Annotated in this window: 22 protein-coding genes; 9 read left to right on the top strand and 13 right to left on the bottom strand. The window is 65.0% G+C overall.

The window, feature by feature from the left end; all coding sequences use genetic code 11:
• Positions 1 to 47: 47 nt before the first annotated feature.
• Both KMW22_RS08450 and KMW22_RS08455 read right to left on the bottom strand, forming a co-directional pair.
• Positions 48 to 764, bottom strand: a complete 717-nt coding sequence (locus KMW22_RS08450; RefSeq protein ID WP_221089602.1) for a hypothetical protein — start codon at positions 762 to 764, stop codon at positions 48 to 50.
• A gap of 300 nt (positions 765 to 1064) precedes the next feature.
• The gene (locus KMW22_RS08455; protein ID WP_407928428.1) at positions 1065 to 1841 is read right to left on the bottom strand and encodes a type III pantothenate kinase; all 777 of its coding nucleotides are present in this window, start codon (positions 1839 to 1841) and stop codon (positions 1065 to 1067) included.
• A gap of 150 nt (positions 1842 to 1991) precedes the next feature.
• On the opposite strand from KMW22_RS08455, the gene sufC reads away from it, so the two are divergent.
• The 8 genes from sufC to KMW22_RS08495 all read left to right on the top strand — a co-directional run bounded on the left by sufC (position 1992) and on the right by KMW22_RS08495 (position 7716).
• Positions 1992 to 2747, top strand: a complete 756-nt coding sequence (sufC, locus tag KMW22_RS08460; protein ID WP_221089604.1) for a Fe-S cluster assembly ATPase SufC — start codon at positions 1992 to 1994, stop codon at positions 2745 to 2747.
• An 80-nt stretch (positions 2748 to 2827) separates the two neighbouring features.
• On the top strand, positions 2828 to 3097 hold the full coding sequence (locus KMW22_RS08465) for a type II toxin-antitoxin system Phd/YefM family antitoxin (RefSeq protein ID WP_221089605.1): 270 nt from the start codon (positions 2828 to 2830) through the stop codon (positions 3095 to 3097).
• Positions 3094 to 3351, top strand: coding sequence for a Txe/YoeB family addiction module toxin (locus KMW22_RS08470; protein ID WP_221089606.1), 258 nt, complete (start codon positions 3094 to 3096; stop codon positions 3349 to 3351). The genes KMW22_RS08465 and KMW22_RS08470 overlap by 4 nt, the downstream gene beginning before the upstream one ends.
• Positions 3352 to 3360: 9 nt before the next feature.
• Positions 3361 to 4767, top strand: coding sequence for a Fe-S cluster assembly protein SufB (gene sufB, locus KMW22_RS08475; protein ID WP_221089607.1), 1407 nt, complete (start codon positions 3361 to 3363; stop codon positions 4765 to 4767).
• Between the two features lie 5 nt (positions 4768 to 4772).
• Positions 4773 to 5198 carry a DUF7832 domain-containing protein gene (locus KMW22_RS08480; RefSeq protein ID WP_221089608.1) on the top strand — a complete coding sequence of 142 codons (426 nt, stop codon included), beginning with the start codon at positions 4773 to 4775 and terminating at the stop codon, positions 5196 to 5198.
• Positions 5164 to 5868: a cupin domain-containing protein gene (locus KMW22_RS19545; RefSeq protein WP_221089609.1), complete on the top strand. Its 705-nt coding sequence runs from the start codon at positions 5164 to 5166 to the stop codon at positions 5866 to 5868. Before KMW22_RS08480 ends, KMW22_RS19545 begins: the two co-directional genes overlap by 35 nt.
• Positions 5865 to 7217, top strand: a complete 1353-nt coding sequence (gene sufD, locus KMW22_RS08490) for a Fe-S cluster assembly protein SufD (RefSeq protein ID WP_221089610.1) — start codon at positions 5865 to 5867, stop codon at positions 7215 to 7217. Before KMW22_RS19545 ends, sufD begins: the two co-directional genes overlap by 4 nt.
• 64 nt (positions 7218 to 7281) lie before the next feature.
• Positions 7282 to 7716, top strand: a complete 435-nt coding sequence (locus tag KMW22_RS08495) for a hypothetical protein (protein WP_221089611.1) — start codon at positions 7282 to 7284, stop codon at positions 7714 to 7716.
• A gap of 26 nt (positions 7717 to 7742) precedes the next feature.
• Here KMW22_RS08495 and KMW22_RS08500 read toward each other — a convergent pair whose 3' ends face one another.
• The 4 genes from KMW22_RS08500 to KMW22_RS08515 all read right to left on the bottom strand — a co-directional run bounded on the left by KMW22_RS08500 (position 7743) and on the right by KMW22_RS08515 (position 11492).
• Positions 7743 to 8348 (bottom strand): HD domain-containing protein, encoded by a 606-nt coding sequence (locus KMW22_RS08500; protein ID WP_221089612.1) that lies wholly within the window; start codon positions 8346 to 8348, stop codon positions 7743 to 7745.
• Positions 8349 to 8517: 169 nt separating this feature from the next.
• A complete protein-coding gene (locus tag KMW22_RS08505) occupies positions 8518 to 8940 on the bottom strand; it encodes a pyridoxamine 5'-phosphate oxidase family protein (protein ID WP_221089613.1) in 423 nt (140 codons plus the stop codon).
• Between the two features lie 92 nt (positions 8941 to 9032).
• Entirely contained in the window at positions 9033 to 10970 is a 1938-nt protein-coding gene (locus KMW22_RS08510) for an alpha-amylase family protein (protein WP_221089614.1), read from the bottom strand.
• 48 nt (positions 10971 to 11018) lie between these two features.
• Positions 11019 to 11492: an NADAR family protein gene (locus tag KMW22_RS08515; protein WP_221089615.1), complete on the bottom strand. Its 474-nt coding sequence runs from the start codon at positions 11490 to 11492 to the stop codon at positions 11019 to 11021.
• A gap of 111 nt (positions 11493 to 11603) precedes the next feature.
• Between KMW22_RS08515 and proS the strand changes: the two genes are divergently transcribed.
• Entirely contained in the window at positions 11604 to 13088 is a 1485-nt protein-coding gene (gene proS / locus KMW22_RS08520) for a proline--tRNA ligase (RefSeq protein ID WP_221089616.1), read from the top strand.
• 235 nt (positions 13089 to 13323) lie between these two features.
• Here the strand turns inward: proS and KMW22_RS08525 are convergent, their stop codons facing one another.
• The 7 genes from KMW22_RS08525 to nuoH form a co-directional block, all read right to left on the bottom strand.
• Positions 13324 to 14781 carry an NADH-quinone oxidoreductase subunit N gene (locus tag KMW22_RS08525; RefSeq protein ID WP_221089617.1) on the bottom strand — a complete coding sequence of 486 codons (1458 nt, stop codon included), beginning with the start codon at positions 14779 to 14781 and terminating at the stop codon, positions 13324 to 13326.
• Position 14782: 1 nt separating this feature from the next.
• Positions 14783 to 16225, bottom strand: coding sequence for an NADH-quinone oxidoreductase subunit M (locus tag KMW22_RS08530; RefSeq protein WP_407928429.1), 1443 nt, complete (start codon positions 16223 to 16225; stop codon positions 14783 to 14785).
• On the bottom strand, positions 16222 to 18150 hold the full coding sequence (gene nuoL, locus KMW22_RS08535; RefSeq protein ID WP_407928430.1) for an NADH-quinone oxidoreductase subunit L: 1929 nt from the start codon (positions 18148 to 18150) through the stop codon (positions 16222 to 16224). The genes KMW22_RS08530 and nuoL overlap by 4 nt, the downstream gene beginning before the upstream one ends.
• 6 nt (positions 18151 to 18156) lie before the next feature.
• A complete protein-coding gene (gene nuoK / locus KMW22_RS08540) occupies positions 18157 to 18459 on the bottom strand; it encodes an NADH-quinone oxidoreductase subunit NuoK (protein ID WP_107137941.1) in 303 nt (100 codons plus the stop codon).
• Positions 18459 to 19088 (bottom strand): NADH-quinone oxidoreductase subunit J family protein, encoded by a 630-nt coding sequence (locus tag KMW22_RS08545; RefSeq protein ID WP_221089618.1) that lies wholly within the window; start codon positions 19086 to 19088, stop codon positions 18459 to 18461. Before KMW22_RS08545 ends, nuoK begins: the two co-directional genes overlap by 1 nt.
• Before the next feature lie 232 nt (positions 19089 to 19320).
• Positions 19321 to 19857: an NADH-quinone oxidoreductase subunit NuoI gene (gene nuoI / locus KMW22_RS08550; RefSeq protein ID WP_221089619.1), complete on the bottom strand. Its 537-nt coding sequence runs from the start codon at positions 19855 to 19857 to the stop codon at positions 19321 to 19323.
• Positions 19858 to 20016: 159 nt separating this feature from the next.
• On the bottom strand, positions 20017 to 21210 hold the full coding sequence (nuoH, locus tag KMW22_RS08555) for an NADH-quinone oxidoreductase subunit NuoH (protein WP_221089620.1): 1194 nt from the start codon (positions 21208 to 21210) through the stop codon (positions 20017 to 20019).
• Positions 21211 to 21390 lie beyond the last annotated feature (180 nt).

Below are 21390 nucleotides of genomic sequence, written 5' to 3' on the forward strand. Positions count from 1 at the left end.
TTTGTTCCTGAACGGCTCGTCTGTCGAACGCCTCTCCAGATCCAGGGTTAAAGAGGTTGCCCCGCTGCATGGGCCACGGCTGGCTTGACCTCCTGGCAGATGGCGCGGAGTTCAGCTTGCAATTCCGACGACAGCGAGGCTGTGGTAAACCACCATTTTTTTGCCGCTGGACTGACCGGAAAATCCACCACGCTGGAAACCTGTGCCGCTATGCCAAAGCAGGCCAACTCCTCTGCAGTGGGCGCCCAGAAATAGGGAGAAGGTAAACCCGGCAGGCGCGTGGCCCCGTCTGTGGCGCCCCTGCGCCGAAGGACCTCATCTGCGGCTCTGCCGGAGAAGGTGACAAAGTTGGAATTGAGCCCGAATTCCCGGTCAAAGTCCGTCACCGTTGCCCCGGTAGGGCCCGGGGCTCCACACGGTGCCAGCTGAGCGCACGGCTGCACATACGTTTGCAGCCCTCCCCCGTGAAACAGCAGGAGAACAGGTTGATTCCACTGGACATGCGGAACGGCGGCAATGTAATTGGCGCAGGCACTGACGCAGTAGCCCTTGATGGTCAGCTCAATGCCGTTGCTCTTGATCCAGCGGGCAATCTCCCGCGCTTCCTCTGATCGCCCACCCGTGCTTTGAAACAGGAGGCTCGACCCCGGCGGTACGGTTGCCTTGAGCTTCTGCGCACTTCCAAACGTGATAGGGCCTTTGAAGTAATAACCGCCCGTGGCGGCGTCCACGGTGATGGTGGGTTGCTGGGTCAGCAGTTGCATGTAGGTGCAGGACGTGAGGGACAGTGAAAGAGTACACAGCGCCCCCAGAGCGCCGGGCTTCAACCGGCGTGGCCGCCCTCCACGGTGGGCATCCTTCGCCCGCGTTTGATCAGGCTCAGGGTCCGGTCGCATGGTCACAGGCCCCAGCATTCCAGGGCAGGCGGTCAGCATCAACCGGGATTGCCCGGCCGCAAGCTTTCGCCCACGCCAACGGTGCGGGCAGACTGCCCCCTTTCAGAGTGACCTTCAGGCGGTGCTGCACGCCTGGGCCGCCATTGGCTCCTCAAGCCAACCAGCCCCTTACCGACTGGCCCAGAGTTCCACCAGACCGCGCAGGGTCAGCGTGTCGTCGTAATGGTCAATTTCGCGGCACAGGCCCTCGACCGTGCGGGCAAACCCGCCGGTTGCCACGGCCACCGCTGGGCCGGGCAGTTCGGCGCGGATGCGGCGCAGCAGGCCGTCCACCATCTCGGCGTAGCCGTACACCAGCCCCGACTGCAGGGCGTGGGTGGTGTTCTTGCCGATGGCGGTCTGCGGCGCTTCCAGGGCAATGCGCGGCAGCTTGGCGGCGCGGGCGAACAGCGCGTCGGCGCTGACCTGCGCGCCGGTGGCCAGCACCCCGCCGATAAAGCGGCGGCCCCGGCCGATCACGTCGAAGTTCGTGCTGGTGCCGAAATCCACGACCACGGCGTATTCAGACTGGCTCAGGTACCTTTCGGCCCCGAACAGGTTGCACAGGCGGTCCGCGCCCACGGCGTCGGGAATGTCGAGTTCCACCTGAACATCGGGCAGATTGGTGGCACTCACCTCGAACGGCTGAATGCCGAAGTGGCGCTGCAGGGCCAGCGCGAGGTTCTGCCCAACGGGCGGCGCCACGCTGCTCAGCACAGCGGCGTGGGGGGGTGCCGCGCCGGCCAGCGAGAACAATCCTTGGAGCTGCAGCGCCAGATCATCGGGCAACATGTCGCGGTTGGTGCGCACCCGCCACGTATGGGTCAGGGCGAGCGTCTCATCGGCCAGGCCCAGCACTGTGCTGGTGTTGCCAATGTCCACAGCCAGAAGGGGAAAAGCAGGCACGCCCGGCATTGTACGGCGCGCCCAGAAAGCGCTATAGCGGCGCCCGGCAATCCACAGCAAATCACTCGACTTTAGGGGCCAGGGCGGGTAAAATAACACGGTAAGTAGGAATCATTCCTAACAAAATCCAGTGATTCCCCAAGGAGCCTCATGACCCACCAGCTCGAAATCCGCAACCTGCACGCCTCCGTCGGTGATCAGCCCATCCTGAAGGGCATCAATCTGGTGGTGCCCCGGGGTGAACTGCACGCCATCATGGGGCCGAACGGCAACGGCAAGAGCACCCTGGCCAAAGTAATTGTGGGCGACCCCGAATACACCGTCACCGAAGGCGAAATTCTGGTGGACGGCGAGAACATTCTGGAGATGGAACCCGACGAGCGCGCCCGCCTGGGCGTGTTCCTGGCCTTCCAGTACCCGGTGGAAATTCCCGGTGTGACCATCGCCAACTTCCTGCGCCTGGCCATGCAGGCCCGCAAGCCCGAAGGCGAGGAAGTGGGCTTTGCCGAGTTCTACGGCAAGCTGCAGAGCGCCCTGAAGACCCTGGAATGGGACGAGAGCATCGTCGAGCGCTACCTGAACGCCGGCTTTTCCGGCGGCGAGAAGAAGCGCAACGAGATTCTGCAGATGCTGATGCTGGAGCCCAACTACATCATCATGGACGAGACCGACAGCGGCCTGGACGTGGACGCGCTGAAGATCGTCGCCAAGGGCGTGAACTCTATGCGCGGCCCTGGCCTGGGCGGCCTGATCATCACTCACTACCAGCGCCTGCTGGACTACATCACCCCGGACAAGGTGCACATCATCGTGAACGGGCGCGTGGTGCAGACCGGCGGCCCCGAACTGGCCAAGAAACTCGACACCCAGGGCTACGACTGGGTCAAGGAACTGGCGACGGCGTAAAGACGCAGAAGGCGGATGACCAACCTCACCCGGACGCCGGGTGCAGCCCCAGCACTGCGCTGCACGCCAAAGGAGACCACATGACCGCTTACTCCCTGAAATTCGCCAAGGATAACCTGGAACGTATTGCCCAGGAAACGGTGCGAAACAGCGACGAAACGATCATCACCCTCGACTCCGGCGAGGCGGTGGTCATGATCCCCATGGAGCAATACGAAGCCTGGAAGGAAACGCAGCTGCTGATGACCCCGGCCAACCGCCGTCATCTGCTGGCGTCCATGGAGCAGTACCGCCAGGGCCGCACGACACACAAGAGTCTGGCGGACCTGCAAGCGGACGCTCCAGAGTGAACCTGAGTTTCACGCCGAATGGCTGGGCTGACTACCTGTGGCTTCACACCCATGAGCCCAAGCTGCTGCGCAAGCTTCACCGCCTGCTGGACGAATGTCTGCGCACGCCGTTTGAAGGCACCGGCAAACCGGAACCCCTGAAGCACGAATACGCCGGATTCTGGTCACGCCGCCTCACCGCCGAGCATCGCCTCGTGTATGCCGTGGACAATGACGCCATTACGGTCATCGCCTGCCGCTCTCACTACGAATAAGGAGCTCTCATGACGGTTAACCCTGAAGCTTCCAGCATCAATACCGCTTACGAATACGGCTGGAGCAACCCCGAACGGTACGCGATTAAGGCCCCCAAAGGCCTGAGCCGCGACGTGGTCGAAATGATCTCCAAGGCCAAGGACGAGCCCCAGTGGATGCTGGATTTTCGCCTGAAGGCCCTGGACATCTTCCTGAGCAAGCCTATGCCCGAATGGGGCGCGGACCTCTCGGGGCTGAACCTCGACGAGATCTACTACTACATCAAGCCCGAAGGCTTTAACGCCCGCTCCTGGGACGACGTGCCGCAGGACGTGAAAGAGACCTTCGAGCGCCTGGGCATTCCCGAGGCCGAGCGCGCCGCGCTGGCCGGTGTGGGCGCCCAGTACGAATCCGAGATGGTGTACCACAACCTCAAAGAGGAGTGGGAGAAGCTGGGCGTGGTGTTCCTGTCCATCGAGGACGGCCTGAAGGAATACCCCGAGCTGTTCCGCGAGCACTTCGCCACCATCGTGCCGCCCGAGGACAACAAGTTCGCCGCGATCAACTCCGCCGTCTGGTCGGGTGGCTCCTTTGTGTACATCCCCAAGGGCGTGAAGGTGGACATTCCCCTGCAGACCTACTTCCGCATCAATGCGGAAAGCAGCGGGCAGTTCGAGCGCACCCTGATCATCGTGGATGAAGGCGCGCAGGCCCACTACATCGAAGGCTGCACGGCCCCGGCGTACTCCAGCGACTCGTTCCACTCCGGCGTGATCGAGATCGTGGTCAAGGAAGGTGCCCGCTTCCGCTACAGCACCATCCAGAACTGGAGCCACAACGTCTACAACCTCGTGACCCAGCGCGCCGCCGTGTACGGCAACGGCGTGATGGAATGGGTGGACGGCAACCTGGGCAGCAAGGTCACCATGAAGTACCCGGCCTGCTACCTGCTGGAAGAAGGCGCGCGTGGCGAGGTGCTCTCCATCGCCATGGCCGGCCGTGGCCAGCACCAGGACGCGGGCGCCAAGATCGTGCACTTTGCGCCGCACACCTCGGGCACCATCGTGTCCAAGAGCATTTCCAAGGACAGTGGCCGCAGCAGTTACCGGGGTCTTGTCAAGATCTACGAAGGTGCCAGGGGCTCCAAGACCAACGTGGAATGCGACGCCCTGCTGCTGGACGAGGAAGCCCGCACCGACACCTACCCCTACATTGAAATCGAGGAAAAGGACGCCAGCGTGGGCCACGAGGCGACCGTCTCCAAGATCAATGACGACCAGATTCTGTACCTGCAGAGCCGTGGGCTCAGCGAGGACGAGGCGGCAGGTCTGATTGTGCGCGGCTTCATCGAGCCGATTGCCAAGGAACTGCCGCTGGAATACGCGGTGGAACTGAACCGCCTGATTGAGCTGGAAATGGAAGGCTCGGTCGGCTAAACGGCGTGGACAGAGGCATCTGCTACGACAAGGCCAAGTGGCACTATGACGGCGACTTCCCCGAAGATTGGCCGTCATCGCAGGCGTTCGTTCACACCGGCATGTTTATCAGCTGGCTGGCGGACCATCACCTGCTGGCAGATGCCTTTGCCACCGATGCCGAGGCGATCAGGACGAGACAGCAGACTGGCGCCCAAGTGTTTAGCCGCTGGGCGGGTGTGCTAACGAGCGACATGCTGACGGGTGAGGGCAATGCCTTTGCCCGCCACTACTACGCCTCAGAGGCCAGAAGTGGCGAGTATCTCCATGACTACTTCAACCTGTTTGACGACCTGCCCTCCATTTACTATGTGCCCGACACCTGGGAGAATTACGCCCGGGTGGCCGCTGTGATCAGTGATCGCCACGCCGAGTGGCGAGGCAAGAAATGAAGTTCGACAGTTGCGTGGTACTTCTAAACCGGGAACAGGAATGAAGATTGTTCCACCCACCACGCGTGCTTCCTGGAAAACTGAGGAGATGCCTTCGGAGCGGGCGCCTCTTTGGCTGGGTGAGGTCTACACCCTAGAGGAGTTTGAGAGTATCCGCTATGGGTTTCTTCCAGGGCAAATGGAAGATAAGTGGTTTATTTTCTATGAGGATTCCTGGCTCTACTTGCACCGCAGTTGGACAGGGTACTGCATTTTTGCCCTTAAGTTTGAGCCATTGGACGACGGCTTCGCCATCATTGAATCTTGGGTCAACACCGATCCCAGGCAATATGGCGAGAGGAGTCTGCCTGTCAACCAATGGCAGGCCAGACATCTGGTGCAAACACTAATAGACTATGAACCACTTCATTACTATCAGGAATCATCCAGAGTGCTTTCTGCCAATGCTTTCGAAACCCATTCGAAGAAAACCCGCACGTTTAGGTTTTACTCGGTTTCTAGCGGAATGCTGACGCTTGATGTCAAGGGCGAGGTGCTAATCCTGGGCCCTGGTGATCAAGCCAGCATAAGCGAGGGCCAAACATTCAGATTGAGCAATGAGGGAACAGAACCTGTGCTCTTCCTAGAGCGCATAGACGGCCTCACGCCGGTTACAGAGGAGAATCTATGACCCAATTCAGCAATCAACTGGCCGAGTACACCGGCCCCGAGTGGCTGACCGCCAAGCGCCAGGAGTCCCTGGAGCTGTTCAACACCCTGTCCGTGCCCACCGAAAGCGTTGAAGCCTGGAAATACACCCAGGTGGACGTGGACTTTGCCGCGCTGCGCCCCCACGGCAAGCGCGAAGCGGTGAGCGACATCAGCGCCCTGCCGAAGAGCGTGCAGGAGCGCCTGAGCAGCACCGACGTGGGTGCTTTTCTGGTGCTGGACGGCCCGGATGTGGTGTACCGCACCGAACTGCCCGCCGAGCTGAGCGCCAAGGGCGTGATCTTTACCGACCTGAAAACGGCGGTGGAACAGCACGCCGACAAGGTGCAGCAGTACCTCTATTCCGTGGTGCCCGCCGAAGTGCCCGACGACACCACCATTGCGGCGCCCGGCACCACCCCCAGCAAGAGCCCGGACCCCAGCGAGGGCAAGTTCAGCGCGCTGGCGGCAGCCCTGTGGACCAACGGCGCGTTCATGTACGTGCCGCGTGGCGTGGAGGTGGAGCTGCCCCTGGGCTCCTTCCGCGTGATGAGTGAGGCTGGGACCTACACCGCCACCCGCACCCTGGTGGTGGCCGAGGAAAACGCGCAGGTCACCTTTATTGATGAGCAGGCCAGTGATGAGCTGCCGGGCACCTACGCCATTGGCGCCGTGGAACTGGTCGTGAAGGCGGGCGCGCGCGTGCGCTACGTGTCCATTCAGAACTGGGGCAAGGGCGTGACCCATATTCAGCGCCAGCGCGGCGACGTAGAGCGCGACGCGACCCTGAACAGCCTCGTGGTGACGATGGGCGGCACCCTCTCGCGCACCGAGATGCAGAGCTACCTGCGCGGCCAGGGCGCTGACAGCGAGATGCTGGCGCTGTACTTTGCCAACGAGGACCAGCACTTCGACCACTACACGCTGCAGCACCACGCCGCCGCGCACGCCCACAGCGACCTGCTGTACAAGGGCGTGAACGCCGACGCCAGCGTGGGCGTGTTCTCCGGCATGATCAAGGTGGACCTGGGCGCCCAGAAAACCGACGCCTACCAGAAGCACCGCACCCTGATGCTCAGCAGCGAGGCCCGCAACTACTCGGTGCCGCAGCTGGAAATCAACGCTAATGACGTGCGCTGCAGCCACGGTAGCACCACCAGCCCGGTGGACCAGGAAGCCCTGTTCTTCCTGCGCTCGCGCGGCATCAGCAAGGAAACGGCCGAGAAGATGCTCGTCACGGCCTTCCTGGAAGACGTGCTGGGCCGCGTGCCGCTCTCCAGCGTGGTGAAGTACATCGAAGGCATCATCGCCAAGAAGGTGGGCGCGGTTTAACCGCCCCAGCTTGTCAGAGGCCAGTCTTGACCGGAGGCTGGCCTCTGCTGTTTCCTCCTGGGGGATGGACACGCGGCTGCAGCTTGAGGCTTTTGACGAGGGCGGCGAGGTGGCTGGATTCGCCCTGCTGCGGGAAAGTGTCCTGCCCAGCAGCAGCGCGGCCGAGTTTCAGTGGGACTCTACGCCGGAACGGGTGTACTGGTGCCCCGCAGCGGTGCTCAGGCGCATTGCCGCTTTAGCGTCTGCCTACGAACTGCGGGGGCTGGGCAAACTGGGACTTGGGCTGTGCAGCACCAAGTTTCCCGCAGAGCAGATGGGCCTTCTCGCAGAGGAATGTCGGTTCCTGCAGCAACTGGTCAACGATCAGGCGGTGCAGGCGGTATGCGCGCAGCTCATGGCCCTGACCAGCCAGGTGGAGCGCCATCGGTCCCAGCCTAACCGCCTGTGGCTGCTGATTGACCGCTCTGATGGCGAACCTGTGGACGAGGCCGAGGCCTGAGTTCAGGGGCCCTCCCCTTTTGGCACTCAGGCCGGCAGGGTTCCCGCTTCCACAGCCGTGTCCATGACCGCCTGCGCCAGCGTCCAGAGGGCGGGGAAGTCACGCAGGCGGGGCTCTTTCAGGGCGCGCAGCCGCGTGGCGGTCAGCTGGGGTTCACGCTCGGCGCACCCCAGCCCCCCGCCAGCCCAGGTGAGCAGCATGGGCTGCAGGGCGTCCAGGGCGCGGGCAAAGCGCGCCTCCGTGGTCTGGGCAGCCTCAAACTCGGCGTGAAGCTCCAGAAAGGCGGTTCGCTGTGGCTCGGGCAAGAGGCCAAATAACTGCTTTGCCGCCGCCGCTTCCGCCTGGGCCTGCTGCGCGTGGGCCTCGGCGCTTGCATCAAAATGCAGGTCGCCTGCGCCGATCTCCACGAGGTCGTGGATCAGCAGCAGTTCCACCACCCGCGCGCCGTTGGTTCCGGCGGGGGCACAGTCCATCAGGGTCAGCGCCATCAGGGCCAGATGCCAGGAATGTTCGGCGCTGTTCTCGGGGCGCGTGCCGTCATGCAGCCAGGTGGTGCGCTGCACTGCTTTCAGGCGGTCGCAGGTGAGCAGAAAGTCCAACTGGGCACCCAGGCGTGGATCAAGGCGAGGCATTGGCGAGGAGCATAAGGGACGGCTGTGGGCCCCCATCATGCTCAGCACAACCAGTTTTCTCGCGTCTGGCGGCAGCGCCTGCCTCAGAGCGCTCACCACATGACCGCCACAGACAGCGGTTGAAGTTGAGGGGGTGCGTTCCTCCCCTGGGCGGAACGGATGACCGCTGTCAGCGGTCCAGTTCGATCTTGCCGTCTTCCTCGCCCCACCACTGAATGCGCCTGGCGTCCACGACCAGCATCACCAGCCCCTCGGTGTCCAGGCCATCTTTGAACCACTGTTCCAGCTCCTTATGCCAGTGGTCTTTCATCACCCGGCGGTCGTGCAGCACGCGGGCATGGCCCTGCACCGCCACGAACAGAAAGCCCTGGTCGGCCTTGAAATTCAGCATGACGTGGCTGTTCTTCTCAATATCCCGGGCGGCGCGCGAGTCGGCCCAGGTGAAAAAGTAGCTGGTGCCGTCGTACTCCACCTCGCCGTTGTTGCTCATGGGGCGCGAGGCCAGCTGGCCGTGGGCGCTCACGGTGGTGAGCAGGCAGTAGTCCATGCCGCGCATCTTCTGGGCCAGGGCTTTGAGGGCAGAGGTCGCCATACCCGATGGTAGGGGGCAGGCCCCGGCCGGCGGACCAGTGCCTGTTGAGCTTTCGGTCATGCCGGGCCCACCGGCCCCGTCTACGCCTGCGCCTATGGCGCCTGGGTCAGCCACAGGGCGCGGTAGGGGTCCAGCACCACGGGCGCGTGCCCGAAGGTAAAGGCGCTGCCCGCCAGATGGTCCAGCGCGTGTTCGCCCAGATGCTCGTGCAGGGCGCTGGCCGGCAGGTGGACCGTGTGTTCGCTGAAGTTGTACACGCCCACAAACGTGCCCAGCGGATGGTCACGGCGCAGCAGCAGCACGCAGGGGTCGGGGCTGGGCACGGGGCGGCTTTCGATGCTGGCGTGCAGGTGCGCCAACCCCTGGCGCGCGGCAATCTGGCGGCGCAGGCCCGCGTTCACGCGGCCGTGGGGGGTGCTGGCGTCGGCGGCCACGGCTTCGGCGCGGGCCCAGTCCATGCGGGGGCGGTGCACCCAGCGGTTGTCGGGGGCGTGCTCGGGCGTGGCGGCAAAATCATGGTCGTTCAGCAGCGCCAGTTCGTCGCCCATGTACAGCAGGGGCACACCGCCAAAGCCCAGGGTGACCGCGTGCAGCAGCAGCAGGCGCCGCACCGCCAGATCAATCTGCCGGGGATCTCCTGCCGCCAGCGCCGCTTCCAGCCCCGCGAGGCTGGCCGCCGAGCCGCTGATGCGGCGGTCCCCGGTTTGCGGGTTGTGTTGAAACACCAGCCCGCGCGCAAAGGTGCCCGGGAACTCGCCGCTGTAAAAGTCACTCAGAAAATGGCGGTGGGCGGGTCCCGAGAGGCCCACGCGCGCCGCGTCCAGGTCGCTGATCGCCCAGCCGATGTCGTCGTGGCAGCGCACGTACATGCCCCAGGTGGTGTTCGTGGGTTTGGGCGGAAAGGCGCGCAGGGCCGCTTCAAAGAGGCGGGTGTCGCGGCTGGCGAGGCTGCTCCACAGCTGCACCATCAGCGAGTTGTGGTAGGCCATGTCGCTCACGCGGCCGTGGTGCCCGCCAGTGCCCAGGTAGTGAATCAGGTCCCCCGGCGCCACGATTGCCTCGGCCTTGAAGGCCACGGCTGGCGCGGCGATGCGCGCGCAGGCCCGCATGGCCCGGGTCAGGTGGTGCACCTCGGGCTGGTTCTGGCAGTCGGTGCCGGGGCGCTTCCACAGAAAGGCGATGGCGTCCAGGCGAAACACCTCCACTCCCCGGTTGGCAAGGTGCAGGATGATGTCCACGAATTCGCGCAGCACCGCCGGGTTGGCCCAGTTCAGGTCCCACTGGTAGGCATTGAAGGTGGTCCACACCCAGCTGCGCGCCTCCTCGTTCCAGGTGAAGTTGCCGGGGGCGAAATCGGGGAAAATTTCGGGCAGGGTGCGCTCGTAGGCGTCGGGCACGGTGCGGTCGGGAAAGAGGTGGAAGTAGTCGCGGTAGATGGGGTCGCCCGCGCGGGCCTTGTGGGCCCACTCGTGTTCCTGCGCCACATGGTTGAGCACGAGGTCCAGCACCAGACTGATGCCCCGCCCCCGCAGGTCCGCCGCCAGGGCCGAGAGGTCGTCCATGCTGCCCAGGTCTTCGCGCACCGCGCGGTAATCGGCCACCGCGTAGCCGCCGTCGTTCTCGCCAGCCCGGGGCCTGAGCAGCGGCATCAGGTGCAGGTATTTCACGCCCAGCCCTTCCAGGTAGGGCACGCGGGTCTGCACGCCCTTTAAGGTGCCCGCAAAGCGGTCGGCATAGGCCACGTACCCGATCATCTCGGGTTGCTGCAGCCAGTCGGGGCGCAGCAGCCGGGCCTCGTCCAGCCGTTTCAGGTCGGCGGGGCGGGTGTGGTAGGCATGCAGCAGCACTTCCAGCAGCTCGGGCAGCAGGGCCTCTGTGGCCGCCTCGCCATACACGGCGCCCAGGCTCTCGATCAGTTCCGGGCCGTAGCGCTCCAAGCGCAGCAGAAAGGTGTCGGCGTCGCGGTCATCATCAAAGGCGCGGCGCAGCGAATCGGGGGCCAGCAGCCGGGAGGGGTCGGAAGGGGCCATGGGCACCCAGCATAAACCGGATTTGGAACTGTTTCCAACTTTAGGTGGTCAGGCCGGCTGCAGCTCTGCCCGCACCGCCATGAGGGCCCGCCCCAGCAGGTTCTGACCCCAGGCCTGCCGCGCGCCCTCCGCCTGCGATTCCGAGAAGCCAATGCCCCAGATGCGGTCCGTGGGCGAGGCTTCCACCAGTTCAGCGTCTCCAGTGTTCAGCAGGAAATTGCGCAGCTCTGGATTCTGACCAAATTTCAGCCGCAGCATGTCCAGGGCGGCGGCAAAACGGGCACTCGCCCACACCTCGTCGTCGTAGGGCGTGACCCGGCGGCCCAGCGCCTTGCACTCAGCGGGGGTGGCAGCGGCGAGAATCTGTGCCCACGTGGCTTCGTCGCCAAACAGCCGGGCTTTACGGGCCATCAGGTATTGCTCGGCCCAGTGGTAGGTCACTTCCTCTTCGACAAACACGCTGGGATGAAAGTTCGAGAACGGATGGGCGGTGCGGTAGAAGTACAGCGTCTGGGGGCTCATGCCCGCCAGTCTGCCCGGCCCTCCCCTATTCCTACCTCGGCCACCTGACCTGCCCCGCCCCTCGCATCTGGCCGATTCCGACCCTCCCTGCGCCCGGTATCATGGGGGGCGATGACGAAAGACGGCGGGAAACAGGACAAGAAGGCGGCGCAGTACGGCGTCACCCCCCAGAGCACAGACTTCAACGACTGGTACAACGAGGTCGTGAAAAAGGCCGATCTGGCCGACAACAGCCCCGTGGCGGGCGCGATGGTGGTGCGCCCCTACGGCAGCGCGCTGTGGGAGAACATCGTGCGCTGGCTGGACGACCGCTTCAAGGCCACCGGGCACGAATCGCTGGTCTTCCCCACCCTGATTCCCATGGGTTTTATCACCAGGGAAGCCGACCACGTGGAAGGCTTTGCGCCGGAACTCTTCACGGTCAGCAAGATCGGCACCGAGGAACTCAGCGAGCCCTACGTGATGCGTCCCACCAGCGAAACCATCATCGGGCACATGTGGAGCGGCTGGCTGAACTCGTACCGCGACCTGCCCTTCCTGCATTACCAGTGGGGCAGTGTGTTCCGCGCCGAGCTGCGCACCAAGGCCTTCCTGCGCACCAGCGAATTTTTCTGGCACGAGGGCCACACCGCCCACGCCAACGAACCCGAGGCCCGCGCTGAAGTGCGGCAGATGCTGGACCTGTACCACGAGTTCTGCCGCGACGTGCTGGCCCTGCCCGTGGTGCGCGGTGAGAAAACCGCCTCCGAGCGCTTTGCGGGAGCCGTGGCCACCTACTCCATTGAGGGCATGATGCGCGACGGCAAGGCGCTGCAGTCCGGCACCAGCCACTATCTGGGCCAGAACTTCAGCAAGGCCTTTGACGTGAAGTTCCAGACGCGCGAGCAGAAGGAAGAATTTGCCCACACGACCTCCTGGGCCATTTCCAGCCGCATCATCGGCGCGATCATCATGACGCACGGCGACGACTTCGGGCTGATCATGCCGCCCCGCATCGCGCCCATTCAGGTGGTGGTCATTCCCGTGGGCCGCAAGGACAACTTCGACCAGATGGTGGAAGAGGGCGAGAAACTGGCCGCCGAACTGCGCGCGCAGGGCCTGAAGGTGAAGGTGGACAAGCGCGACGGCGTGACCAACGGCTTCAAGTACAACGACTGGGAGCTCAAGGGCGTGCCCGTGCGCATTGAACTGGGCCCGCGCGATCTGGAGCAGGGCGTGGTCGTGGTGAAAAACCGCAACCGCGACGAGAAGGAAACCCTGGCCCGCGACGAGGCCGTGAGCAGCATGACCGCCCGCCTGGATGAGATTCACGACTGGCTGTATGGGCGCGCCACAGAGTTCCTCCTGACCCGCACCCTGGTGGCCGACAGCTACGACGAGTTCAAGGACGCCATTGAGGGCGGCAACTGGGTGCGCGCCTACCACTGCGCCGACGCGGGGTGCGAAAAGAGCATCAAGGACGACACCAAGGCCACCACCCGCAACGTCCCCCTGGACGACGCCGAGTTCTTCCACGAGCACGGCGAGGGCCCCTGCGTGAAATGTGGCCAGCCGGGCGCGTATGGCAAGCGCGTGATTTTCGGCCGTCAATACTGATAAGGGTTCCGGTTCATCCGTGATGGAGGAACGGGGGAAGCGGCGGGGCTGTCACGGATGATCCGGCATCCGTATGACAGCGAGCCCCAAAGCCATAGAGGGTTGCCCTCAGCCGGCATCCGATACCCCTCTTGAAAACTCCGTCAGCGGCCCCCGACGCGAACTCGCTTCACCCAGTCCACCCAGCACAAAGGACCGCCCCCAGTTTGGGGGCGGTCCTTGGCATCTGTGGCCCTTACCGGCCAGCCAGCAGGGTCCAGATAAAGGGCGAGGCGCCCCAGCCGTACCACAGGTTGGGCAGCAGGCCCAGCACGGTCACGCCCGCCACGCCCAGGGCCACCGCCAGGGTGGTGGCCGGGCGCTGGCCGTGGGCGTATTCGCGCGCCGGGGTGCGGTCGGGCATGAACAGCAGCATGGCGGGGCGCAGATAGTACACCAGCGCCGCCACACTGGTCAGAGCGGCCAGCACGCTCAGCCACACGTAGCCGTTCTGAAACGCCGCCTGGAACACCAGATACTTGCCGAAGAACCCCGCAAAGGGCGGCAGGCCCGCCAGCGAGGCGAGGCAGATGGCGAGACAGACCGCGTAGCCCGGGTGGCGGTAGTACAGCCCGCGCATATCGCTGATCTGGAAGCCCGCCTCGCTGCGTTGCAGGGCGGCCACCACGGCCAGGGCGGCGGCCGTCATCAGGGTGTAGACCAGCAGGTAATAGCTGAGGGCCGCGCCGCCCATCTGCGGCGTGCCCAGCAGCGCCATCGCCAGAAAGCCCGTATGCGCCACCGCCGAGTAGGCCAGCAGGCGCTTGAAGTTGGTCTGGCGCAGCGCGGCCAGATTCCCCACGATCAGCGTGGCGGCAATCAGGATCTGCATGACCGAGTGCCAGCCCGGGGCGTCGGCCAGGGCGCCGGCAAACACGCGCAGCATCCCCGCAAAGGCCGCCACTTTCACCACTGTGCTGAGAAACAGGCTGACGCTGGTGGGCGCGCCGCCGTACACATCCGGCGTCCACTGGTGAAAGGGCGCCAGCGCCACCTTGAAGGCAAAGCCGCACAGCAGCAGCAGCGCCCCGCCCACCAGAATGCCCGCGTTCTGGGGCTGCAGCCCCTGCACCGAGCCCACGCGCTCGGCAATGGCGGCGTAGTTCAGGCTCCCGGTGGCCCCGTACACAAAGGCCAGCCCGTAGATCAGCACGGCGCTGCCGGCGGCGCCCAGCAGGAAATACTTCAGGCCCGCTTCCTCGGCGCGGCGCGAGCCCTGCAGGGTCGCCAGCACGTAGCCCGACAGGCTCATGATCTCCAGGCCAATGAGCATCACGATCAGGTCGCCGGAAAAGGCAATCAGCAGGCAGCCGGTCACGGCGTACATCAGCATGGCGTCGAACTCGGGGAACGAGACCCGGGCGCGCCACGCGGTGTCCAGCGACACCAGCAGGGTCATTAGGGTGCCCACCAGCACCACAAAGGCCAGCAGCAGCGCGGCATTATCGGCGATCAGGCTGCCGCCGAACGCGGTCAGGCCCCGGTTCCATAGCCAGCCCAGGCTGAGGGCCGAGAGCACCGTGGCACCCAGGTTGATAAACGTCAGCGTGCGCCGGCTGACCCAGAAGCCCAGCAGGGTGCTGGAAATGGCGCCGGCCAGCACGATCAGGATGGGCAGCAGCGGCAAAAAGGCGACATCGGGGGGCGTGAGCATGTCAGTTGCCTCCCAGGGCGGCCAGCACGGTACGCACCGCCGGTTGCATGAGGTTCAGGGCCGGGGCGGAATACACCCCAAAGAGAATCAGGACGGCCAGCGGCAGGCCCAGCACCAGCCACTCGGTGTGCACAAGGTCGCGTACGGCCACGCCCCCCCGTGGGCGCGCCTGCCAGAAGGTGGTCTGAAAGGCGGTGAGGGCGTAGGCGGCGGCGGCAATGGTGGTGATCCCGGCGATAAAGGTCAGCCACGGCGACACCTGATAGGCGCCCAGCAGAATCGAGAATTCCCCGACAAACCCGGCCAGCCCCGGCACGGCGATGGACGCGAACCACAGGGCCATCGTCAGACCGCTCAGGGCGCCCGCCTGGGTCATCAGGCCGCCCACGCGCGTTTCCAGACTGCCAATCCGGTCCTGCACCATGCCCACCGAGAGAAACAGCGCGCCCGTGTACAGGTTCTGGAAGGCCAACAGGTACATGGCGCCAATCACGGCGGTTTCGTTCAGGGAAAACACGCCCAGGGCCACGAAGCCCATGTGCGAGAGGCCCGCGTAGGCCAGCAGGCGTTTCCAGTCGGTCTGCCGGAAGGCGATCCAGGCGGCGTACAGGGCCGTAAAGGCCGCCAGACCCATCAGGATGGGACGCAGTTCCAGGCTGGCCTCCGGGAACAGCGGAATCCCGAAGGTAAAGAGGCCGTAGCCGCCCACCTTGTACAGCGTGCCCATCACGTCTGGCACGCCGGAGTCGTGGTTCTGCTCGTGGAAGTCCGGCAGCCACGCGTGCAGGGGCCACAGCGGCAGTTTGACCGCCATGGCCGCCAGAAAGCCCAGGTACAGCCACGCCTGGGCGGGGCCGTCCACCAGATTGGCCTTCAGGTCGGTCATGGCGAAGGTGGGGCTGCCGCCCAGGTAGCGCACCCCGATGATGCTGACCAGCATGAGCAGGCTGCCAAACAGGGTGTAGGCGGCGAACTTCACCAGCGCCTTCATGCGCCCGGCCTTGCCGTACATGGCCAGCATCAGCAGGGCGGGAATCAGGGCGTCTTCAAAGAACACGTAGAACAGCAGCAGGTCCTGCGCGGCGAAAATACCGATGAGGCCGGTTTCCATCGCCAGAATCAGCGACAGCATGGGCCCCGGGTTGGGGATGCGCCGCGCGGCGTACAGAATGGCGATAAAGGACATGAACGCCGTCACCAGCGCCAGCGCCAGACTGACGCCCGACAGCTGCACCGAGTAGGTGATGCCCAGCGGCGGAATCCAGTCCCAGCGGAACAGCTCCGAGCCGCCGCCGCGCCAGATCGCCAGGCCCACGCCCAGGGTCAGCGCGGCGAAGAAGCCTGCCACCTCGTCGCGAAAGGTTTTCGGGACCACCAGCAGCAGCAGGCTGCCCACAAGCGGCAGAAAGATCATGAGGGTCGGCAGCCAGTCGGTGAAGGTCATGCGCCACTTCCAATCGTTTTCAGGGCCCAGTAGCCGATGATCAGCGCGGTGCCCAGGACCATGCTGACCGCGTAGGCGCGCACGAAGCCGCTTTGCCACAGCGTGAACAGCCCGCCCGGCCCGCTGGCGTTGCGTGCCACGGCGCCCAGCGCGCCGTCGGTGCCCCGGTCCACGGTGTCCAGCGCGCCAGCAATCGCCTTGCTGGGGGCACCCACGAGGTTGTCGTACACGGTATCCAGGTACAGCGCGCGGGTGCTGGCTTCGCCCAGGGGGCCGTCCACCAGGGTGCCCCGGCGGTGTTCCAGGTAAGCCCACAGCAGCCCCAGGACCCCGGCCCCCACGGCCAGCAGGGTCAGCAGCCACTCGGTGCTCACGGGAATCTCGTGGGCGTGCACCGGAATGGCGCGGCCCAGGTAATCGTCAAACGCATGCTTGCCGCCCAGGAAGGTGGGAATGTTCAGCAGCCCGCCCAGGGTCGCCAGCGCCGCCAGGATGCCCAGCGGCACCTTGGTGATCAGGTCGGCCTCGTGCGGGTGGCCGTGGCCCCGGTAGCTGCCGGCCCAGACCAGGAAATACCAGCGGCCCATGTAAAAGGCGGTGAGCAGCGCCACGCCCAGCCCAATCACGTACAGGCCAGGGTTGGCCTCGTAGGCGGCGGCCAGAATGGCGTCCTTGGAAAAGAAACCACTCCAGATGGGAATTCCGGCAATCGCCAGCACCCCCGCCACCGATACCAGGTGCGTAAACGGCATCTTGCGGCGCAGGCCGCCCATGCGGCGCACGTCCTGTTCCTCGTGCAGCGCGTGAATCACGGCGCCCGCCGCCAGGAACAGCAGCGCCTTGAAAAACGCGTGGGTGAGCAGGTGAAACACGCCCGCCGAGTAGGCGTGCAGGCCCACCGCCATGAACATGTAGCCCAGCTGCGACACCGTGGAGAACGCCAGAATCTTCTTGATGTCGTGCTGGTTCAGGGCCGACAGGGCGCCGTACAGGGCGGTCAGGCCGCCCACCCAGGCCACCCACAGGCTGGCATTCGGGGCGAGGTCGTACAGGAAGTGGCTGCGCGCCACCAGATACACGCCCGCCGTGACCATCGTGGCCGCGTGAATGAGGGCCGAAACCGGCGTGGGGCCCGCCATCGCGTCGGGCAGCCAGGTGGTCAGGGGCAGCTGACCGCTCTTGCCCACCGCGCCCACCAGCAGGAACAGGCAGGCCAGTTCAATGCCCGCCTGCGCCACCTGCGCGCCGCCTTCCACCCGCTCGGCCAGTTCGGGGATGGAGAGGGTGCCGTACAGCTTGAACAGCAGGAACATGCCCAGCATGAAGCCCAGGTCGCCAATGCGGTTCATGATGAACGCCTTGCGCGCGGCGTTGGAGTTCGCCACGCCCTCGCGGTCGCTGGCCTCGCGCACGTCCTGATCCGAGGCCTCGCTGTGGCGCCCGTTGAACCAGAAGCCGATCAGCAGATAACTCGCCATGCCCACGCCTTCCCAGCCCACGAACATCAGGGGGTAGGAGTCGGCCAGCACCAGAATCAGCATCATGGCCACGAAGAAGTTCAGGAAGGCAAAAAAGCGCGTGAACTTGGGATCGTGGCCCATGTAGGAAATCGAGTACAGGTGAATCAGGAAGCCGATGCCGGTAATGATCAGCGCCATCAGGGCCGAAAGCTGGTCGTACCAGAAGCCCACCGAGAGGTTGGCGTTCAGGGCCATGTTGGGCAGCCACGTCCACAGCACCTCGTGGGCGGGGGCACTGCCCTGGTTCAGATACCGGATGACGGCCACCACGAAGGCGGCCCCCACCGCGCCCGTGGCGAACCAGCCGCCGGTCTTACCCGGAAACAGGCGCGGCAGCGTGATGAGCAGCGCAAACGAGAGCAGCGGCAGCAGGGGAAGCAGGTACAGCGCAGGCAGACTCTCCATAGCCACTCAGCCTTTCAGGGCCGCGAGATCGTCCACGTTGGTGGTCTCGCGCTTGCGGAAAATAGCGACGATGATCGCCAGACCAATGGCCACCTCGGCGGCGGCCAGCGTCATGACGATGAACACGGCGGTCTGGCCGGTGGGGTCGCCCCACGAGCGCGCGAACGCCACCAGCGCGAGGTTCGCGGCGTTCAGCATGAGTTCCACCGACAGAAAGACCATGATCGCCGTGCGCCGGGTGAGCACGCCAATCATGCCCAGGGCAAACAGAATGCCCGACAGCGCCAGATAGGACGAGGTGGAGACCATTACGCGCTCACCTCACTTTCGCGCCCGGCCTGCAGCGCGGGCTGGGCGCCCGTTCGGGGGGTCGGTGCCCGTTCGGGCCGCGCGGCGCCGATGGGCTGTTCCAGTTCATCCGGCACGCCGTCGGGCTGGGCTTCGGGCCGCTGCACCAGGGCCACGGCGCCCACAATCGCCACCAGCAGCAGAATGCTGACCGCTTCAAAGGGCAGCAGGAAACGCGTGAGCAGCGTTTCGCCCATGATCATGGCGTCGCCGCCGCGCAGCGCCGCCGCACTTTCCGCCAGCGGGCGCGGGTCTTCGTAGGTAAAGGCCAGGACCACAAAAGCGCCGGCCAGCAGCGTGCCGCCAATGCCCGCGAGTTCGCGCACGAAGGGCACCGGGTCGTGCCCGGTGACCGGCTGGTTGGCATTGAGCAGCATGATCACGAAGAGAAAGAGCACCATCACGGCCCCCGCATACACGATCACCTGCGTGGCCGCCAGAAACGATGCGTTCAGGGTGGCAAAGAGTCCCGCCACACACAGCAACGTCCCCACTAGCCCCAGCGCCGCGTGCACCGCGTTCTTTGCCGCAATGGTGATGATCCCGCCCACAATGGCCAGCGCGCCCAGAAGGATGAAGGCGAGGGTCATGGGTGGCCTCCGACCACGGGGAGTGGGGAGTGGGATGTGGGGAGTGGGAAAAGAGGGGGGGCGGGGTGCGGGACGCGGGAGGCGGGGTGAACTTCCTCTCTGCTCCGCAGAAAGGGCTGGGGTGGCTCGCAGAGCTGCGCAGCAGCGGGGGCGTGTGCCCACCGGCACCCAAACTCCTCCCCTGCCCCCAGCGCCATCTGCCCTCGACCATCAACCATCAACCTTCCACCCCTCACTGGTACTTCACCCCTTCCAGTTCCTCGCGCACGCCGCCTTCGAGCTGAAAGCCCAGGCGCACCGGCTTGCCTTTGCGCTCGGCCTCGCGGCGCTGGGGCAGGCTGCCGGTGACGCCGACCAGCATGTCTTCCTTGCCGTACACGAAATCGCGGTAGCGATAATCGGCCATCTCGAATTCGTTGCCCAGCACCACGGCCCCGGTGGGGCAGGCTTCCTCGCACATGCCGCAGAAGATGCAGCGCAGCATATTGATCTCGTAGACCTTCGCGTAGCGTTCGCCAGGGCTGACGGGGGCGGCCGGATCGTTCTCGGCGGCCTCCACGTAGATGGCGTAGGCCGGGCAGGCGGCGGCACACAGCGAGCAGCCGATGCACTTCTCCAGCCCGGTGCCCGGGTGCCGCGTGAGGATGTGCCGCCCCCGGAAACGCGGCTGCAGCGTGGCCCGCTGCTCGGGGTAACTGACCGTCACGGGCTTCTGAAACAGCTTGCTCAGCGTGACGCCCATGCCTTTGGCGATCTCAAGCACGCCCATGGGGGGCTCCTTTCAAGGGGGGGGTGGGATGTGGGGAGTGGGGAGTGGGAAAAGAGGGGGAGGCGGGATGCGGGAGGCGGTGGCTCGACTTCTCGACTTCTCGACTTCTCGACTTTTGGCCATTCGCCATCGGCCATCGACCATCAACCATCTGCCCCATCAGTCCCCACCCCCCAGCCGCACTTCGCCTTCGCGGCGCACCGTGGGCTGGTTCCACAGCGTGCGCACGCGGTCACTCATGATCAGCAGGGCCAGCAGGCCCGCGAAGCTCAGCACGCCCAGCAGCCACAGGCCGCCCTGCCCCCGGAAGGCCAGGAAGGCGGCGGTCATGACCGTGTTCGCCAGCGCCAGGGGCAGCACCAGCTTCCAGCCAAAGCGCATCAGCTGGTCGTAGCGCAAACGGGGCAGGGTGGCGCGCACCCAGATGAACAGGAAGAGGAAGAAGGCGATCTTCAGGATCAGCCAGATCAGCGGCCACTCCGAGATGCCCGGAATCAGGCCGTTCAGGAACTGCGGGCCCTTCCAACCGCCGAAGAACAGCGTGGCCATGACCGCCGAGGCGGTGATCATGTTCACGTATTCCGCCATCTGAAACAGCGCCCACTTGATCGCAGAGTATTCGGTGAGGTACCCGGCCACGATCTCCTGCTCGGCTTCGGGCAGGTCAAAGGGGGTGCGGTTCGTTTCGGCAAACGAGGAGATCAGAAAGAGCGCGAAACCCAGCGCCTGAAACAGAATCAGCCAGCCGTTCGTGGCCTGCCACTCAACAAAACCCAGCGCGCGCAGCGTGCCGTCGTCATTGAACGTTTTATGGAAGCTGGTGGTGCCCACCAGCATCAGCAGGCCCAGGATGCTCAGGCCCATGCCCAGTTCGTAGGAAATCATCTGCGCACTGGAGCGCAGGCCACCCAGAATCGGGTATTTGCTACCCGAGGCCCAGCCGCCCAGGAAGATGCCGTACACGCCCATGGAGGTCAGGGCCAGCAGCGCGAGAATGCCCGCGTCCAGGTTGTAGACCCAAGGGTTCTCGCCAAATAGGCTACCGGCCGGGCCAGCGGGCAGGCCACCAAAAGCGGTCAGCGCCATGCCAATGGCCACGATGGGCGCCAGGGTGTACACCAGCTTGTCGGCCAGCGTGACGTTCAGGTCTTCCTTGAAGATGCTTTTAATCGCGTCGGCGGCGGGCTGCAACAGGCCCATGGGGCCCACCCGGTTGGGCCCGGGGCGCAGCTGCATGCGGCCCAGCAGGCGGCGCTCCACCAGCGTCATGTACGCGAAGGTGGTGAGCAGCCCCAGCACGACCAGCACAGCCTTGAGAAGCGAAATGAGGAGGGTGGCGAGCCAGTCGGGCATTAGAGGGCCTCCGGATGGGATGCGGGACGCAGGAGGCGGGACGCGGTCTTTGCTCCCTCTCCCCTCGTGGGAGAGGGCTGGGGTGGCTCGCAGAGCTGCGCAGCAGAGGGGGCGTGTGACCAGCTCAACCCAAGCGCCCCTCCTGCCCCTCGCGCTATCTGCCATCGGCCATCAACCATC

The organism is Deinococcus aquaedulcis, assembly GCF_019693445.1.
Taxonomy (GTDB): Bacteria; Deinococcota; Deinococci; order Deinococcales; family Deinococcaceae; genus Deinococcus; species Deinococcus aquaedulcis.

Bases quoted from the DNA above. Each gene is read 5' to 3' on its own strand.
- KMW22_RS08450 (WP_221089602.1), bottom strand. From the start codon at position 764: ATGCAACTGCTGACCCAGCAACCCACCATCACCGTGGACGCCGCCACG.
- sufC (WP_221089604.1), top strand. From the start codon at position 1,992: ATGACCCACCAGCTCGAAATCCGCAACCTGCACGCCTCCGTCGGTGAT.
- KMW22_RS08465 (WP_221089605.1), top strand. From the start codon at position 2,828: ATGACCGCTTACTCCCTGAAATTCGCCAAGGATAACCTGGAACGTATT.
- sufB (WP_221089607.1), top strand. From the start codon at position 3,361: ATGACGGTTAACCCTGAAGCTTCCAGCATCAATACCGCTTACGAATAC.
- sufD (WP_221089610.1), top strand. From the start codon at position 5,865: ATGACCCAATTCAGCAATCAACTGGCCGAGTACACCGGCCCCGAGTGG.
- KMW22_RS08495 (WP_221089611.1), top strand. From the start codon at position 7,282: ATGGACACGCGGCTGCAGCTTGAGGCTTTTGACGAGGGCGGCGAGGTG.
- KMW22_RS08500 (WP_221089612.1), bottom strand. From the start codon at position 8,348: ATGCCTCGCCTTGATCCACGCCTGGGTGCCCAGTTGGACTTTCTGCTC.
- KMW22_RS08505 (WP_221089613.1), bottom strand. From the start codon at position 8,940: ATGGCGACCTCTGCCCTCAAAGCCCTGGCCCAGAAGATGCGCGGCATG.
- KMW22_RS08510 (WP_221089614.1), bottom strand. From the start codon at position 10,970: ATGGCCCCTTCCGACCCCTCCCGGCTGCTGGCCCCCGATTCGCTGCGC.
- KMW22_RS08515 (WP_221089615.1), bottom strand. From the start codon at position 11,492: ATGAGCCCCCAGACGCTGTACTTCTACCGCACCGCCCATCCGTTCTCG.
- proS (WP_221089616.1), top strand. From the start codon at position 11,604: ATGACGAAAGACGGCGGGAAACAGGACAAGAAGGCGGCGCAGTACGGC.
- KMW22_RS08525 (WP_221089617.1), bottom strand. From the start codon at position 14,781: ATGCTCACGCCCCCCGATGTCGCCTTTTTGCCGCTGCTGCCCATCCTG.
- KMW22_RS08530 (WP_407928429.1), bottom strand. From the start codon at position 16,225: ATGACCTTCACCGACTGGCTGCCGACCCTCATGATCTTTCTGCCGCTT.
- nuoL (WP_407928430.1), bottom strand. From the start codon at position 18,150: ATGGAGAGTCTGCCTGCGCTGTACCTGCTTCCCCTGCTGCCGCTGCTC.
- nuoK (WP_107137941.1), bottom strand. From the start codon at position 18,459: ATGGTCTCCACCTCGTCCTATCTGGCGCTGTCGGGCATTCTGTTTGCC.
- KMW22_RS08545 (WP_221089618.1), bottom strand. From the start codon at position 19,088: ATGACCCTCGCCTTCATCCTTCTGGGCGCGCTGGCCATTGTGGGCGGG.
- nuoI (WP_221089619.1), bottom strand. From the start codon at position 19,857: ATGGGCGTGCTTGAGATCGCCAAAGGCATGGGCGTCACGCTGAGCAAG.
- nuoH (WP_221089620.1), bottom strand. From the start codon at position 21,210: ATGCCCGACTGGCTCGCCACCCTCCTCATTTCGCTTCTCAAGGCTGTG.